General features: G+C 55.3%; 8 protein-coding genes. 5 read left to right on the top strand and 3 right to left on the bottom strand.

Going from position 1 to position 15,899, the window contains the following annotated elements:
* Positions 1-16: 16 nt before the first annotated feature.
* On the top strand, positions 17-1,174 hold the full coding sequence (locus tag IE099_RS07925) for a hypothetical protein (protein ID WP_189569339.1): 1,158 nt from the start codon (positions 17-19) through the stop codon (positions 1,172-1,174).
* Here IE099_RS07925 and IE099_RS07920 read toward each other — a convergent pair.
* Together IE099_RS07920 and IE099_RS07915 are read right to left on the bottom strand one after the other, a co-directional pair.
* Complete coding sequence (locus IE099_RS07920; protein ID WP_189569337.1) at positions 1,171-3,336, bottom strand: right-handed parallel beta-helix repeat-containing protein; 2,166 nt, start codon at positions 3,334-3,336, stop codon at positions 1,171-1,173. The genes IE099_RS07925 and IE099_RS07920 overlap by 4 nt on opposite strands.
* Before the next feature lie 82 nt (positions 3,337-3,418).
* On the bottom strand, positions 3,419-6,409 hold the full coding sequence (locus IE099_RS07915) for a glycoside hydrolase family 2 TIM barrel-domain containing protein (RefSeq protein WP_189569334.1): 2,991 nt from the start codon (positions 6,407-6,409) through the stop codon (positions 3,419-3,421).
* Positions 6,410-6,664: 255 nt separating this feature from the next.
* Between IE099_RS07915 and IE099_RS07910 the strand changes: the two genes are divergently transcribed.
* The 4 genes from IE099_RS07910 to IE099_RS07895 all read left to right on the top strand — a co-directional run bounded on the left by IE099_RS07910 (position 6,665) and on the right by IE099_RS07895 (position 13,661).
* Positions 6,665-8,872: a DUF6797 domain-containing protein gene (locus tag IE099_RS07910; RefSeq protein ID WP_189569331.1), complete on the top strand. Its 2,208-nt coding sequence runs from the start codon at positions 6,665-6,667 to the stop codon at positions 8,870-8,872.
* Positions 8,873-8,898: 26 nt separating this feature from the next.
* The gene (locus IE099_RS07905; RefSeq protein WP_189569328.1) at positions 8,899-10,044 is read left to right on the top strand and encodes an aldose epimerase family protein; all 1,146 of its coding nucleotides are present in this window, start codon (positions 8,899-8,901) and stop codon (positions 10,042-10,044) included.
* 90 nt (positions 10,045-10,134) lie between these two features.
* Positions 10,135-12,990, top strand: a complete 2,856-nt coding sequence (locus IE099_RS07900) for a sensor histidine kinase (protein ID WP_189569325.1) — start codon at positions 10,135-10,137, stop codon at positions 12,988-12,990.
* Positions 12,987-13,661 carry a response regulator transcription factor gene (locus IE099_RS07895; RefSeq protein WP_189569322.1) on the top strand — a complete coding sequence of 225 codons (675 nt, stop codon included), beginning with the start codon at positions 12,987-12,989 and terminating at the stop codon, positions 13,659-13,661. The genes IE099_RS07900 and IE099_RS07895 overlap by 4 nt, the downstream gene beginning before the upstream one ends.
* 10 nt (positions 13,662-13,671) lie before the next feature.
* Here the strand turns inward: IE099_RS07895 and IE099_RS07890 are convergent, their stop codons facing one another.
* Positions 13,672-15,786 carry a discoidin domain-containing protein gene (locus IE099_RS07890; protein WP_189569319.1) on the bottom strand — a complete coding sequence of 705 codons (2,115 nt, stop codon included), beginning with the start codon at positions 15,784-15,786 and terminating at the stop codon, positions 13,672-13,674.
* Positions 15,787-15,899 lie beyond the last annotated feature (113 nt).

Genomic DNA, 15,899 nt, shown 5'->3' with positions numbered 1-15,899 from the left:
GCCAAACCACATAAAAATGAAAAAATCTCTTTTCTACCTTCTGTCCTTTGCTCCCCTCTCCGGTGGCGACTTTTCCAAAGACGTCATCTCCTACACTCCTCAGAACTCGGGTTGGACAGCCTCCTATGCGGTCGGCCCAAACTATCGCCACTTTGGGGACGTTCGCTATCAGGGACAAAGCCAGTCGCAAAATCTACTGGTCCCCTCCTTCATTGGGGGAAACTCGCTCACCTTGCCGCCCATTGGAACCACCGGCACGACCAGCGACCGGCTCTATGACAATGGTTTTGTCAATCTGGACGGGGGGACAGCCGACAACGGTCTGACCTGGAACTGGGGCTACGATTCCACGGATCAGGTCCAAGCCAACAGCTTGACCTATGGAGCCACGGGCTATCGCTCGGACTACAGCGAGTCCTCCAGCTACTCGGTCCAACCGACCTTGGACTCCGACCTCAAGGGAGCTGGACTTATGGGCGATATCTATTTCGCCGCGCCAGAGAATTTTTCCCTTCCTATCAGCGGGGTGCTGGTTTCGTTGTCTTATTTTGGAACCGACCAAAATTTTGGCTTCTCTTCCTTTTCCGGGCAACAACAACGGGAGGACTACCGACTCGACTTTACTGATACTTTTGACACCACCGGCTTGATCATTCCCCTCCGGGATGATTACGAAGGAACCTACGCTGGACCAGGCCCCAAGATCGACAACATCCCCAGCTCCCGCGTGCAGGATGATGTCTTGCTGAATACCGAAAATGCAAGCTTCGCAAACTCGGTGTCCTCGTCGATTGAGCTGAACGCTCTTTCTCTGGCGGTCGGACCAACCATTCAGGAAAGCTTCGATTCGGGCTGGGCTTGGCAGATTTCCTTTGGAGCAACCGTCAACCTCTACAAGTGGTCGGCATCTCAAAGCGAATCCCTATCCGTGCGCGTCGACAATCAAGCCCCGACCTCCTTTGCCCGCTTCAATCACAGTTCCAGTCAGACGGACTGGGCCCTCGGTCTCTTTGGCCGAGTCGGTGTCACCCGCGAGCTTCCTTCCGATTGGTATACCTCGGTCCATTTCCAAGGCGACCTTGGTCCGACCCTGGACGTCAGAGTCGGACCCTCCAAGTATGAGATCGAGACCAGTGGCTACTCCGCAGGCTTCTTGATTGGACGGAGATTCTAGTTTGGCAAAGCTTCGCTTCGCAAGCCGGCCCGAGAGACATCTATTGGTACGAAGCCCAGCTTCAAGGCCGGAGATTCGGGGCGAAGTCGGAAATCTCCGTTCTCCGCATCGACAAACAGCGGGTCGGTCGAGAGGCTGTTGAGGTCGACCCCATTGGCCTGCTGCGCTTTGAGAAAGTCGTCGGACAGCTCAGAGTCAGCCGCGCAGAAGTAAATGTTGAAATCGGTGTCCGCATCCTTGGAGCGGGCAAGAACCCGACCACGCCGGTCTTCTGAGGCGTTGTTTCTTCTTGCCTCCAACTCGTCGATGAAGGTCACCTCCCGAGTGGAGGCATAGAGAATGTTTCGCTGAATGGTTGCGCCCGTCATAGGGCCTTCGCGAACCGACAAATAATAGCCGCGAGGAGGGGCGATGAGATCGGCGACGATGTTATTTTCGCAACGGTTATTGAGCTTGGTGAGAATCCCCTGCGAGGTGCACTTGTAGATTAAGTTTCCGGTGATGAGAGTGTCCTTCTGCCCCCCATCAGTCCGAATGGCAGCCTGCATGATCATGGGAGCGACCATGTGATGGATGTAGTTTCCGCGGATCACATTCCCTGCCCCCGCTCCCCGGATATAGATTCCATTGCCATCTCCCAATTCCTCCATGGCATGGTGAATCTCGTTGTATTCGATCAGATTATCATGGCTATGGAGATAGGGCCGAACGTCCTCCAATGAAATTTTCTTCCCGAACTTGGGCAGCTCGTGCCGTCGCAGAGTTCGCCCCAACTCCCTTCCTCCTTTTTTGAAAAAATCGGTCATGCAGCCCGAAACGATGATGCTGGTATAGGGTGTATGGTGCACCAGGTTGTTAGCCACTCGATTCTCCCCGCTTTGCCAGACCATGATTCCGGGGGAATGGGAGTAGATGCGACCGGTGTGATGGATGTGATTATTGAAGACCACGTTGTGATGATTGAGGTCCTTGGTCCCCGGACCATAGCCACACAAGAGTATGCCGGCTCCCCCCATCTGTTCGATGTGATTCCCCGTGATTTGATTCTGCTGGGCGTGCAGATCCAGCCGAATGGCACCACTACCACTAGGACCAAAGTGGCAATCCTCGATACGACAACCTTCGGCACCACGCAGTCGCAGCAGCGCATTGGCCTTATCGTGAAAATCCCAGTCGTGCTGCAGCCCTGCATCATCTGCCTCCATGCGATAGCGCTCTCCATGGAGAAAAGTCAGCCCCCGGAAAATCAGGTTGCGCACGGGGATGTCTTTGGGCCCCGTCTTGTCGATGCGGCCTTCCACGCGGAGATATTCAATCAAGCGCGGGGCTCGGATATCGGTCGGCTTTCCCTCCTCACGCGGCCAGAGATAGAGCTTTCCAGTTTGGGTATTCAGCACCCACTCCCCCGGTTCATCAAGCGCCTCAAGCACGTTCTCCACCCAGCACGAATTCGTGGTCTTGAGAAAGTGCAACCTGTTCATCACATAAGTCGACTCGACCGCAGTGCGAGCAATCTGCTTCTCCTCATCAACCGAGACCAAAGGCAGGATATTAACGATCCACGCATGATGAGGGCGCACCACGATCTCCACATCCTCCACGTTCGCCCAGTTTTTCAAAAGACCTTTCGGAAAGCGAAGCCGGTCTCTCCCGCTGCCCTCGAGGGGAATAAAGCCAGCGGACCGAGCTCTTGGCAGTATGCCTTTATCATCAAAGAGCGTATGAAACTTTTCGGGCACCTCCGCCTGCCAAATCTTTCCGCGGGACTTCTCGGGAAGACCTTTCAGGAGACCATCCACTTTCTTCCAACCTTCAATCTGAACCGCTGAGGAAAATACCGGTTTCTCGTCGGAATATGCCTCAAAGGTAACTCGAGTCTCATCGTTACCCGAATCCTCCAAACCAAAGACCACGGTATCTTCCAAGGAATAGGTTCCGCCGCGCAGCTGAACTACGATGTCCCCGGCCTTCTCTCGTTTCAATTCTCTCACCGCATCACGTCCTCTCTCCAAGGACGCGAAAGGACCATCCGTTCCCTCTTCATTGGCCTCTGCGAGCTTGCCCGACCACTCATCAGAACCGCTGGGTGAAAGATAGAAGTCGGCCCCTTCGCAAAGAAAAGTTCCGAAACAAAAGAACCCGAGCTTTAACAATTTTTTCATGAAATCAACGCCACACCCAAGAGGACCAGACACTCAAAAATACCCTCCGAACAGTTCTAACATTTCACCGCATCCCGCTCAGCTACCGAAACTCAATCTGGTCGATATTTGGCGCTGACTGCCCCTTGGATTTCAACAGAATGGTATTCGCACCATTTCTGATCTCGCAGGGAATTTCGATCGTTCTCCAGTCGTTGGACCACGACTCAGTTCTAGGGAAGGCTCTTGATGAGACGGTCTTTCCATTCACGATAACATCCACTGGGCGGGTCCGCTTTGGGTCAGCGAGGGCATAGCGAATTTCCAGAATCGCCTGACCGGCAGGCCCATCATTCTCCTGATAAAACTCAACCTTCCCCTCACGACCACCAAAATCAAGATAGCCCTTCCCGTTGAAACCTTTGCCATAAGAACTCACCCTGGCCTGAGAGAACTTCGCGGACTCCGCTTGTAGCGCGGTGGCGGACTGATTGTTGGCAACCTCGCTGGCATCATACCAATGAAGCCCAAAATCAGAGCCGAAAGACTCCTCCATTTTCAAAACAGGCTCACCATCCAAGTAGGCGACCGCCTTGACCACGCAGGATGAGGGAACCGGGAATGGAGCATGATATCGAGGGCTGGCAGTTGTGGGCTGGCTCCCATCCGAGGTGTAGTGGATGGCAAACGAACTTTCCAACACCTCACCAGTTGGCTCCACCCGAAGCACATCAATGGCAACTTGCTCGGAGGTCAATTGCCGCCGCTCCCCTAGAATGGCTCCGACCGTTATCGGTTCTCCCTCCCCTTCCAAGAAGAGACGGGCTTTCCCCATGAAGGCTCGACGATTTGCAGCCACCGGCTTGTCAGTATCAGCCAGATGCCCGTTTTCAAAGGAGAGAATCCTCACCCCTGAGCCACTGGAAGTGAAAATCGAGTTCTCGCCGTAGGGATAAAAGTGACCCTCCTCATCAACGCTTGAAAGGGTCAGGATATGGAATCCCTTGCCCAAAGACTCATGTTCAATCTGCAAGGCACGTGGAGCGCCACTGGTGTGATGCTCGTGACGTGCAACCTCGCGACCTTCGTTTCGAGCCACTGCAATCAGTTCACCTGGAATCCACGGGACCATCCACTCACACTGCATCTCATCCCATTTCAGTCCCGGCTTTTGAGCCCCCAAGGATTGACCGTTGTGAAAAAGTTCAATCTCATCCGCATTGGAATAGACATGAATGGGAACTTGAGTCTCCGGCTTCATTCCGGGGTGGGTCCAGTGTGGTAAAATGTGAACCATCGGTTTGCTAGTCCACTGGCTTTGGTAGAAGTAATAGAGGTCCTTCTTGAATCCACCCAGGTCTAGCGCCCCTCCCGCAAAGGAGTGGAAGGGCCACCCCCCGTGCACGTAGCCCGCCTCGCCAGGATAGTCGAAACCAGTCCAGCGGAAGTGACCGGAGTACCAAGGCAGGTCGCGCATCTTTTCCCAGTTCTGCCGCGCATTGATGCGAACCAGCCCATTGTCATAGGACGAATTGAAAATCTGCTTTCCGTTCGCCATGTCATCGGGTGCGAGGAAGGCATTGGAGAAGATTTCGTCTTCAGTGAGATCAGGAGTCTCGAATGGTTGCTGGCGCTTGTTCGGGAACCCGTCGCGATACCAGGTCTTCGATTTATAGAATCCACGCACTTGCCAGGTATGTGGAGCTTCGGTCGCGACAAAGGGTTTATCGGGCCGCTTTTCCTTGAAGAACTTCTGCGACTCGGAATGACCATTGACCCCATAGACATCCATAAAGTTCGAACCCGAGTGACCGGAAGTGACCGGTCGGGTGGGGTCCAGCTGATGGCAAACCTCCACCAACTGCTTGGCAACCGGCCCCCCCGTCTCGTTGCCCACCGACCAGACAACCACGCAAGGATGATTGCGGTCCCTACGAATGAATGCACTTAAATCCTCCCGCCACCATTTATCGAAATCGAGCGCTCCGTAATCCTGCGGAGCCTTCCGTTTCCATCCATCAAAGGCCTCGTTCATAACCAAAATCCCGAGACGATCGCAAAGGTCATAGAAGGCCGGAATCTGAGGATTGTGCGCGGTCCGAATCGCGTTGCATCCCATCGTCTTGAGGAGACGAAGCTTCCACTCGAGCAAAGGCTCAGGCCAAGCGCCTCCTACTGGTCCCCCCGTCAAGTGTTCGCAGACACCCTTTAACTTGGTTACTTCTCCATTGAGATGAAAACCCGTTGCCGCATCCCAGCGAATCGAACGGATCCCGAAGGGAATCTCCAGCTCGTCCAATTTCTTTCCGTCATCTAACAAAGAAACCCTCGCGGTATAGAGTGTCGGCGAATCTGGGGACCACAAGCTCGGGTTCTTGACCCGGAGACTGGTCGAGAACTTCAGGGCCCCCGAAGCCTCGTTGGAGGCAACGAGAGCTCCCGAATCATCCAAAATCTCAATCAAGCAGCTGTCCCCAACTTCTCCTGTCCGTTCGAGCGCGAGATTCACAGTAGCAAACTCCGCTGTAATCTCCGGGGTCGTGATGAAAACCTCGTCCTCGACCAATCGCGCGCCAGGATGACTCGCCTCAAGACGCACTGGGGCGTAAATCCCACAGGGATGATACCAACGGGTAGAAGGCTCTTTGCTGCAGTCAACTCTCACCTCTAACAGGTTTTCTCCATCCTTCAGAAAGGGGGTTACCTCATACTCGAAGCTGATGAATCCATAGGGCCGGGACCCCAGCTCGTGACCGTTCAGAAAGACCGTCGCATTGCGATAGACGCCATCGAACTGAATCACCACTCTCTGCTGGGAAAAAGATTCCGGCAAGGTGAAGCCACAGCGATACCAACCAACGCCTCCAATGCGATAACCACCCTTGTCTGCCTGGGCCCCTCCCTTCTGCGGGCCAGCTTCCCACGACCAATCGTGAGGAATCTGAACCGGCCGAAACCCTTCCGAGGGAGCCTTCCCCGTCACAGATTCCACCGGTGCAAAGGTCCAGTGGTCATCCAACTGAAACGTCTCCCGTGCTTGAACCAAAAACGAAAGGAATATTGTAAGAATGAGGGTAAGGGAAATGGGCTTCATCGGATGCATTTTCAAGGCAGGGAAAAGGCAGAACCCCTTCTTTCCCCGCTACTTGATCCAACACCAACTCGTGAACCTCCTTTACGCCAAAAGAACCAGCACCACGAACCGGAGAAGGCGCATCCTTCTTTCTCTCGCGCTCGAACGGCTTTGCCCAAAACGGCGATAAACATGTTTTCGTGAAAAACGCAACGACCCGAATTGCGATCATTTCGGGGTAGTCGGGAAATGGGAGAAGACCGAAATTGTCAGACAATGAAGTTCATCCTTCCTCTCGTCACGATCCCACTGCTCTCCCTTCAGGCCGAATGGTACGATAGCGCCGATTTCGGCCCGGCCTTCGTCCAAACCTGGGGAGACACCTATCAGTCCGAATACCGGACCGACTCCGCCCTCAAGGGAATTCTTCTCCGGCCTGAGTCGGAAAATCACGAGACCGTCCTTCTCTACAATGCCGAGACCCTGCAACTGGTCACCGCCACCGACGACGGAGTCGCAATGGACAACACTCCCTGGGCCGGAGGCCACGGAACCCAGAACAAGGTAAAGAACGAAAAAAACGCGTTTCTCACCAACGCCGATGGTCCGTCTTGGGCGAACAAACAGGGCTCCTTCGAAGACACCCGCCCAATCCCTGGTCATGGGAACTTCGAGCACCTCACCTTCCGCGGCTATTATCGCGATGGCCATGATGTCATCATTGACTACACCGTCAACGGAACCCAGGTCCTGGAGAAGTTCGAGATGCACAACGGCCAAGTGCGCCGCATCGTACAAGTCGCCGGACATCAGGGTTCCTACCAAATGCGACCCTCGACTCACCCGCAAAAAAACAATGAGACCAAGCTCGGACCAATCACGATGACCACGGGTGAACAAGGGGTCATCCTCAAGTTCAACAATCAAAAGCCCGAACTCATCGCCATTGACTACGGGGATGACGGTTCAGTCACTCTCAGCAACGAAGGCCTTTCCAATCTCGCCGAACACACCAAAGGGGGACCCGCGCTCAATCCGGAAACATTTGAGGTCACTCCTACTTTGAGCGAGGGAGACGCCCCCTATTTGGTCGACCAGATTCCGCTCCCTCCTGTCCTTGATGACTCACCATACAAGAACAAGGTCCGCCTAACAGATTTCGACTTTTTCGAAGATGGTGACCGGGCTGCAGCCTGCACTTGGGACGGAGACATCTGGCTACTATCAGGACTAAAAGACTTCCAAACTGTCACCTGGAAGCGCTTCGCAACTGGACTCTTCGAACCCCTGGGACTCAAGATCGTAGACGAAAAGATTCATGTCAATTGCCGCGACGGAATCTGGCAAGTCCACGACCTCAATGGCGACGACGAAGCCGATCACTACCAAGTCTTCAACTACGACGTCATCATCACGAACAACTTTCACGAATTCTCTTTCGGTCTGGAGACTGATTCCCAGGGCAACTTCTACTTTGCAAAGGCCTCCCCTGTTAGACCCGGCGGGAGAAACTTTGATGAAATCCTCAAACACAACGGAACAATGATGAAGCTCACCCCCGACGGCAAGGAGCTCACCGTTGTGGCCAGTGGACTGCGGGCTCCGGGCGGTATATCCGTCGGACCTAACGGTGAACTCACCACCGGAGAAAACGAAGGCACGTGGCAACCCTGCTGCAAGCTGAACTACTTCACAGCGGATCAGCGGCCGGTCTTTCTCGGCACCGAGCCTTCCCGCCAGGAGATCACCAAGGAATTCCATGAGCCCCTGTGCTACTTCCCAATGGATGTCGACAACTCGGGCGGCGGCCAGATTTGGGTAACCCCGGAGGCAAAGATCGGGCTCTCCGCCGGAGAGCTCATCCACCTCAGTTACGGGCAATCCAGCATCTACCGCGTCCTTTCACAAGAACTGGCAGGAGGACAGATGCAAGGCGGTGTAGTTAAACTTCCGATCACGCTCTCCTCTTCGGCGCAACGCGCTGCCTTTCACCCCGACGGCTCTCTCTACGTCTGCGGAATGCGGGGATGGCAGACCAACGCAGCCAGCGAAGCCGGCATTCAACGTGTTCGCTACAACGAAGGAACACCCCTCGGACTACCTGAGTCCATGTCGGTTAAGGGAAAGCAGCTAACCCTACGCTTTGACTTGGAACTGGACGAGGAGCTGGCTACCGACCCTGAGTCCTTTGCTATCAAACGCTGGAAATATATTCGAGGCCGTCAATACGGCTCAGGGCAGTTCTCTATCGACAATCCGGACGTGGAAGCAGAAGAAAACGCCCTGAAGCAAGAGAGCAAGGGCCACAAGCAACAGGACGACGTGGAAGTCGCTTCGGTTGAGTTGGGAGCAGATGGAAGGACGGTCACTCTCACCATCCCCAGCCTGAAGCCAGCCCAGCAAATGCAAATTGCCTATGATCTGGAGAGTGCGGACGGAGAAGTTCTCGTGGGAACGGTCTACTCCACCATTCACAAAAACTGACTGGCGCTAGAAAAACTAACAAACCTATGAATATAACGATAACCGCCAGCTTCTCACTTTCAATACTATTCCTCACCTCATGCGAGAAAAAGACCGAACCACAAGCCCACCGCCATGTCACTGAAGCCACCTATGGAACGATGCCCGATGGACGGGAGGTCTCTCTCTTCACCCTGACGAATGAAAGCGGGATGACCGCCAAGGTAACCGAATATGGAGCTATCCTCGTCGGTGTGGAGGTTCCGGATAGGAATGGAAAGACTGCGGATATCACCCACGGCTACGATTCTCTGGAAGGTTGGCTGACCAACACATCCTACTTCGGTTCGACGGTTGGGCGCTACGGTAACCGCATAGCCAAGGGTCGCTTTTCTCTCGATGGTAGGACCTACAACCTCGCCACTAACAATGACCCCGGCGGCATCCCCTGCGCCTTGCATGGAGGCATCAAAGGCTTCGACAAGGTTCTCTGGTCCGGGGAGATGACCTCCGATGGCAGAGGAGTCGAACTCACCTACCTTTCGAAGAACGGAGAAGAGGGCTATCCAGGCGAACTCAAGGCGGTCGTGACCTACTCCCTGAACGATGAGAACGAACTCACTTGGCAAGCGCGCGCTACCGTGACAGGCAGCGCCACGCCCGTGAATATCGTTCACCATTCCTATTGGAATCTCAGCAACGATCGGATGTCTACCATCAATGATCACCTCCTCACCCTGAACGCGGATCACTTCCTTCCGACCGATGCAGGATTGATTCCCACCGGCGAGATCCGGGCCGTCGAGGGAACACCCTTTGACTTTACAGAAGCAAGCCCTATCGGCGAGAGACTCAAAACCGAAAACGAATCTCTCTCCCTGGGAGGTGGTTACGACCATTGCTGGGTTCTTACCAAAAAGGACGGCCTCCGCCACGCGGCGACTCTCCATGATCCAAAGACTGGCCGGACGATGGAGATCCATACCGACCAACCGGGCATTCAATTCTACGGAGGCAACTTCCTCGATGGCACGGCGATTGGAAAGAATGGAGCGCGCTATCCCTATCGCTCGGCTTGCTGCCTGGAGACCCAGCTCTTTCCTGATTCTCCCAACCAACCCTCCTTCCCTTCCTCCATACTTTCTCCAGGCGAAGTCTACCTGCATACCATGGTTCACAAATTCACTTGGTAGAAAGATCCCAGCGCACAAGCGGGTAAAATTGTGCAACTGGAGACTCCCTTTGTCCGCTGCTTTCGGCTAGGCTGGAGGACTGGAAGAAAGATGGGAACGAAACAAACAGCCAGCCCCGCGCGCTATCCTTTCTTGCTTGGGATACTTGTCTTCTTGTTTTTTAGCCCCCTCCTGACTGCCCAGGAAACCTACAGCATGCGGGTCTGGCAGTCGGAGAACGGTCTGCCGATCAACATCGTGCACTCAATCGCGCAGGACTCCAAGGGCTACATTTGGGTGGCCACTGCGGAAGGAGTGGTGCGGTTCGATGGTCTCGACTTTACTCAAATTCCTACCCCTCCGGGATTCAAGTTCTCAACCAGTGGCTCGCATCGCCTCTTTGCCACTTCGCACGGCACCATTTGGCTAGCCTCTTCCACTGGAACCCTCTTGAGAATACAGGGCGACAAGGCGACCCCAATCTGGAAGGTAGACGACGCACCCAATGCGTCCCCCATCACCCAACTCATCGAGGGATCCAACGGAAAAATCCTCATTCTCAAGGGGCCTGACTATTGGACCTACCATCAGGGCAAGATCTCACGAATCGATTCGGTGTCCGCCGAGGTCCACGAACTCTTTGAAGAAGACCGCATCAAGCGCGCCAATAGCGGCCGCATTGGACACGATGGACGACCCGGTACTCTCCTGAGCAGCCGCCAGTCCCAGTGGAAAATCGATGATGACAACCTCCTCACGGTCACCACTGACAGCGGACAGACATGGCCCATTTTTCTCCCCGGTATCGGACGCGAATTCGAAGTCACCGAGATGCTGGAGGACCGGGCTGGTTTCATCTGGATTGCAACCTCCTTGCACGGGATCGGACTCATCCGTCAGGACCGCGTCGACCTCCAGCCAACGGCGGCAGGACTCAATCGAAGCTCAGCCCTAGCCGTCCTGCAGGACTCGCAGGACAATGTCTGGATCGCGAACCGCAATGGAGGAGTGGAACTGATGCAGGGCGACCGGACCGAGCACTTTGACTTCCCGACCGGAGAAGGCCATCGGGGCGTCGTCTCGGCACTCTACGAGGATCGCGAGAATCGCCTCTGGGCCGCGACCCGCGAGGGCCCCATCTTTCGCTGGCTGGGCTGGCGGTTTGTGGAGGAGTTTGTCCACGTCCAACAATTCGGACAAGTTCACAACCCTCCCTTGGTCAATGCTATCTATCAGGACCTCGATGGAATCCTCTGGATGGGCGGCCAAACAGGACTGGCCCGCGCCATCGGACGGCAACTTGACCGGGTCGGCTTGGAACGGGGCTACCCGGGCGGAGAAGTCACCGTGATGTCAGGCGGGGTGGAGGGCGAACTTTGGGTCGGCACAGCCCAAGGCTTTGTCCTTCAATACCACGAGGGTCGACTACGAACCATAGGCTCGCCCTCCGAGCTCCTCTTTCGCCATGTTTCCAGTATTTTGGTGGAGTCAAACACCCGCGTCTGGGTCACGACCCTGGGCTCGGGGCTCTTCCTCTATGATGGGAAAAAGTGGCATCACTTTGGCGAAGATCAAGGCCTTCCCAACGCCCGCCTGACCCATATCATTGACGACGACTTGGGCCACTTCTGGTTCGGCTCGACCGGCGGAATTCTGCGAGCCAGTCGTGCCGACCTCCTCAACCGGACCACCCAACCCGACGCCCCCATCCATTGGCTGGTGATGAACCGATCCGACGGCCTTCCTACCAGCGAGTGCGTGGGAGGACACAATCCTGCGGGCTGGCGGTTCAAGGATGATTCGATCTGGTTTCCCACCACCCTGGGGGTCGTTCGCGTTGATCCTTCGTTGACCAAAGTCAATCGCACCCCACCCCCGATCTATCTTCAAGCGGTCGATGTCGATGGAACTCCCACAAAAATCGAAAACGGCCGTATCGACCTCAGTCCCGAAAACAATCTTCTCGAGATCTCGTATCAAGGACTCGACTTCAGCGCGCCGGAAAAGCTCACCTATCGTACCCGACTACTTGGCTTTGAAGAAAATTGGTCTGAGATGGGAAACGAGCGCTCGCGGACCTTTAGCGCGATCCCTCCTGGAAAGTATACCTTCCAGGTTTCCGCCATGAACGGTGATGGAGTCCTCAGCGCCAAGCCCGCAATCGTCAGGATCGAGAAGCATCCGCATTTCTGGCAGACGGGCTGGTTTATTGCCCAGCTCTGGCTCTTCGTCATCCTTCTCGCAGGCGGAATCGGAGGGGTCCTCGCCCGTATCCGCTTGAAGCGACGCATCCAGAAATTGAATATTCACAATGCTCGCGAAACCGAACGCTCCCGCATTGCCCGCGACCTGCACGACGATTTGGGCGCTTCGCTCACCGAGATCTCCCTCCTTGCCGGTCTTGGGGCCGAACAAGCCGCTGGAAGCGAATTTCAGAGCCAACTCGACGACCTCTCCAGCCGTTGCCGCGCCACGGCCCAAGCGCTGGACGAAATCGTTTGGGCGGTCAATCCACGCGAAGACAGCCTGGGCTCTCTCATCGACTATCTGGGTGGATTTGCCACCGAGTTTCTTGAGCGAGCGGGGATCAACCTCCGGCTCCGCATCCCGGCCAACCTCCCTGACCACCCGCTGGACACAACCTACCGACACTCCATCTTTCTCTGCGCCCGCGAAGCCTTCAACAATATCGTCAAGCATTCCGAAGCCGAGACCGCGTGGCTCCATGTCACCCTTGAGGAAGGCGTTCTGGAGATTTTCATCGAAGACGACGGCAAGGGCATTCATCCTGATGAGCCGGGCCTAGGACAAGGCCTCCAAAACTTCAAGGCCCGAATGAAGGCCTGCGGTGGTCAATTCGACAGACGCAACCGTCCCTCCGGGGGAACGGTTGTGCGATTCAGCATCCCTCTCCCCAACCGAAGCAACAAGAAGCGAACAACCCCAAATCGACAAAAGACAAAATGATTGGAAAAGAAGACGGAGTAATTGATGTCGCAATCATCGAGGACAACATGGCCCTGGGTGAGAGCCTACGCAAGGTGGTCGACTCCATGGAAGACGCCCGCTGCAGCGGGGTTTGGACCACTGCGGAAGAGGGCCTGAAGAAAATCGATGCCTTCCGCCCCGACATCGTTCTGATGGATATCAACCTTCCGGGCATGTCGGGGATTGAAGCCACCGCCTTGCTCAAACGCTTTCTACCTGAAATCCAAGTCATCATTGTAACCGTCCATCGGGAGCATAAGAAAATCTTCGACGCTCTCAAGGCCGGGGCCTGTGGGTATCTGATCAAGCGCTCCCATCCCGCCGAGGTCCGCGAGGCAATATCAGACGTGCGCACCGGGGGTGCTCCCATGAGCCCGGAGATTGCCCGACGGGTGGTTGAGGCCTTTCACCTGCCACCAGACACGGACCCCACCGAAACGCCAGTCGAGCTGTCGAACCGCGAGACCGATGTGGTGCAACTGGTAGCCGAGGGTCTGGCCAACAAGGAGATCGGCGACCGCCTCAACATCAGCATCGAGACCGTGCGAGGACACTTGAAGAATATCTACGAGAAACTTCACGTCCGTTCACGCACCGAGGCCGCGGTCAAGTATCTCGATTCCGTTCGGAAAAAACCTTGGGAAAAGTAGCCTCATCCTCCTAGTCGGTCGGCAAACAATAGAGCTCGACCTCCGCCACCCGGGCCACCCCATCTTCCCCCGCATCTTCAATCTTGATCCTGAAGTATCTCAGTTTCTCTCCCTCCAGTTCACGGTCCCATGCGTTCAGACGGTTCCCAGTCACTTTGTCGATATGGCTCCACGACACTCCGTCCAGACTCCCTTCGACCGAAAAGCAGCGTGTATTCAGCGAACGGGAGAGTCCTGCGGAACCCGCATGTCGTATCACATAGCGTCGCAACTCTCTTTCTTTGCCCAAATCGAATTGCAACCAGGCCCCTTGCTTCTGGGAGCACCAGATCGTCGAGGGGGTGCCATCATTGGCCAACGCAGCATCATCTGCCCCCTCGCTGCAACTCACCGAAACCTCATCTGTTAGACTAATATCGAACGGAACCCGCGACGCGTGATTGGAAAGGTTGAAATAATGGTCGCCACGAACAAACTCGACTTGTTCTCCAAACTCAGCCTTCATTTCCCGCGCGATTTCGACCAGGATTTTCGGTTTCAGACGTCCCCAGATATCGACCTGATAGGCGAGAAAGTGCGGTCCTTCCCCATCCCATCTCCCCAACTCTTCTTGCAGCGAACCTTTCAAATGTTCATAGGAACCAGCGTAGGGGATGACCAGCTTGTCAAATCGAACCCGCCCACCGGACACCCCGCCCCTCACGGAAGGAACATCCTTGAAGTTCTGCACCGTCGCGCCGATGAGACTACGACAGTTTTTCTCGTAGGATGCGCGCTGCACGGAGTTCGCGTTGTCCCAAATGGTAACGACCCTCAATCCGGAACGCTGGAGATAGCTTTCCGTCAAACGGGTGTAGCCATCCATCCTTCCCCGATCGACAGCGAACGCTCCGAGAGGAGCTCCATCTTCAATCAAAGTGTTGCAAGGAATCAAGTAGCCCATTCCCGACGGCCCGGTAGCGAAGCAATCCTTGGCAGTCGCAGTGCGGTAGTAGTAGTTCATGATGCCCGGGGCGATATCCACCAAACTGGGAGAAATCGTCCAGGTGAGCGGAACTTTCCCCCGAGTCTCTCTTTCTCGGTCCCAAACGATCCGCATCGCATGCTGGTTGTATTGAATGTTGTCTCCGTCACTGATGAAGAGCGCAACATAGACCTTGTTAGAAAGTCGCGGAACCTTCGGAACAGGAGGAACTTCGATGCGGGGGGAAGTGCCTGCAAATACAGTTGAGCTCACGAAGTAATCTGCCGGCAGGGTCCCGATGCCATAGGCTGAGGCGGTGGTGATTCCGGATCGCTCGGTGGTATACCAACCCAAAATGATAGCTTCCCCCGCCTTCATTTCACCTAAAAACTTGCCCATCAATTCCCGCTCCTCCGGTATCCGGCCATCCAGCCAAATCACTGCCGAACCAGTGGCAGCCGCCATATCACGGGTGTGATGATGATCTCCACCGCGGGTGTCCGGCCGCGCGCTAACAATCATTCGCTTGGAGCATCGGGGCCAGTAGTTCTCGTAAAGGTGCTCATAGATTTCAATCGGACCCGAACAATCCAACGACCTCAAATCCTTTACCACCTCAAGCCCGATCCCCTCTTCCACAAGCCTGGACCACAGCTTGTTAGAAACCGGCAAAGCCTGTTCTACTCCCGCGACAGAGCTGGCCAGATTCCTATAGTGCTCACTCTTTTCCGCATCGTAGAGCACCACTCCAGCGACCTCACTTCGATACTTTTTCATAAGCTCGTAGCGCTCCCTTTGCTCGAAGATTCTTCCAATTGAAAAATCCACCCCCTTGGTCCGAGCCCAGGTGTCTCCCCCTTCCCCCGCGCGGCTATCAAATAGCAAAATGCGTGGTTGCTGACGGTTCACGATGCCCTGCAAGGCGGCAAAAGCCAATTGCTCATCAACCGACAAGCTCCGCACATCAATCGCATCAAGGCTGCGCGAAGGGGCCGCAAAGGTCGGCAACGCCTGCCCCATCGGCCATGAAACCCCTTCCTTCGGCTGCCCCACCTCAGGGAATGCCACGTAACGATTGCGCTCATCCTGGGACGCCGCAATCTGGATTCCGGAAAGCCCCAGAATTCCCCACAGCGCTGTGGTCTTGAAATAACTATGCATAGAAGCTCCCATCTACGATTCGTGAAATCTTCCTCTTCTTCCCAACCCTCCCCCCCGAACGGGTAGAGAGCCAAGGCTCCCAATCATACCATTTGTAGGCCTGAACTCTTCAC

Origin of the sequence: Roseibacillus persicicus (assembly GCF_014651675.1) — a bacterium.
Lineage (GTDB): Bacteria > Verrucomicrobiota > Verrucomicrobiia > Verrucomicrobiales > Akkermansiaceae > Roseibacillus > Roseibacillus persicicus.
Note: the sequence above shows the minus strand (reverse complement) of the source record. Positions and strands in the feature narration are given on the sequence as shown.

Excerpts from the sequence above, each read along its gene's own strand:
- IE099_RS07925 (WP_189569339.1), top strand. The coding sequence starts at position 17 with ATGAAAAAATCTCTTTTCTACCTTCTGTCCTTTGCTCCCCTCTCCGGT.
- IE099_RS07920 (WP_189569337.1), bottom strand. The coding sequence starts at position 3,336 with ATGAAAAAATTGTTAAAGCTCGGGTTCTTTTGTTTCGGAACTTTTCTT.
- IE099_RS07915 (WP_189569334.1), bottom strand. The coding sequence starts at position 6,409 with ATGAAGCCCATTTCCCTTACCCTCATTCTTACAATATTCCTTTCGTTT.
- IE099_RS07910 (WP_189569331.1), top strand. The coding sequence starts at position 6,665 with ATGAAGTTCATCCTTCCTCTCGTCACGATCCCACTGCTCTCCCTTCAG.
- IE099_RS07905 (WP_189569328.1), top strand. The coding sequence starts at position 8,899 with ATGAATATAACGATAACCGCCAGCTTCTCACTTTCAATACTATTCCTC.
- IE099_RS07900 (WP_189569325.1), top strand. The coding sequence starts at position 10,135 with ATGGGAACGAAACAAACAGCCAGCCCCGCGCGCTATCCTTTCTTGCTT.
- IE099_RS07895 (WP_189569322.1), top strand. The coding sequence starts at position 12,987 with ATGATTGGAAAAGAAGACGGAGTAATTGATGTCGCAATCATCGAGGAC.
- IE099_RS07890 (WP_189569319.1), bottom strand. The coding sequence starts at position 15,786 with ATGCATAGTTATTTCAAGACCACAGCGCTGTGGGGAATTCTGGGGCTT.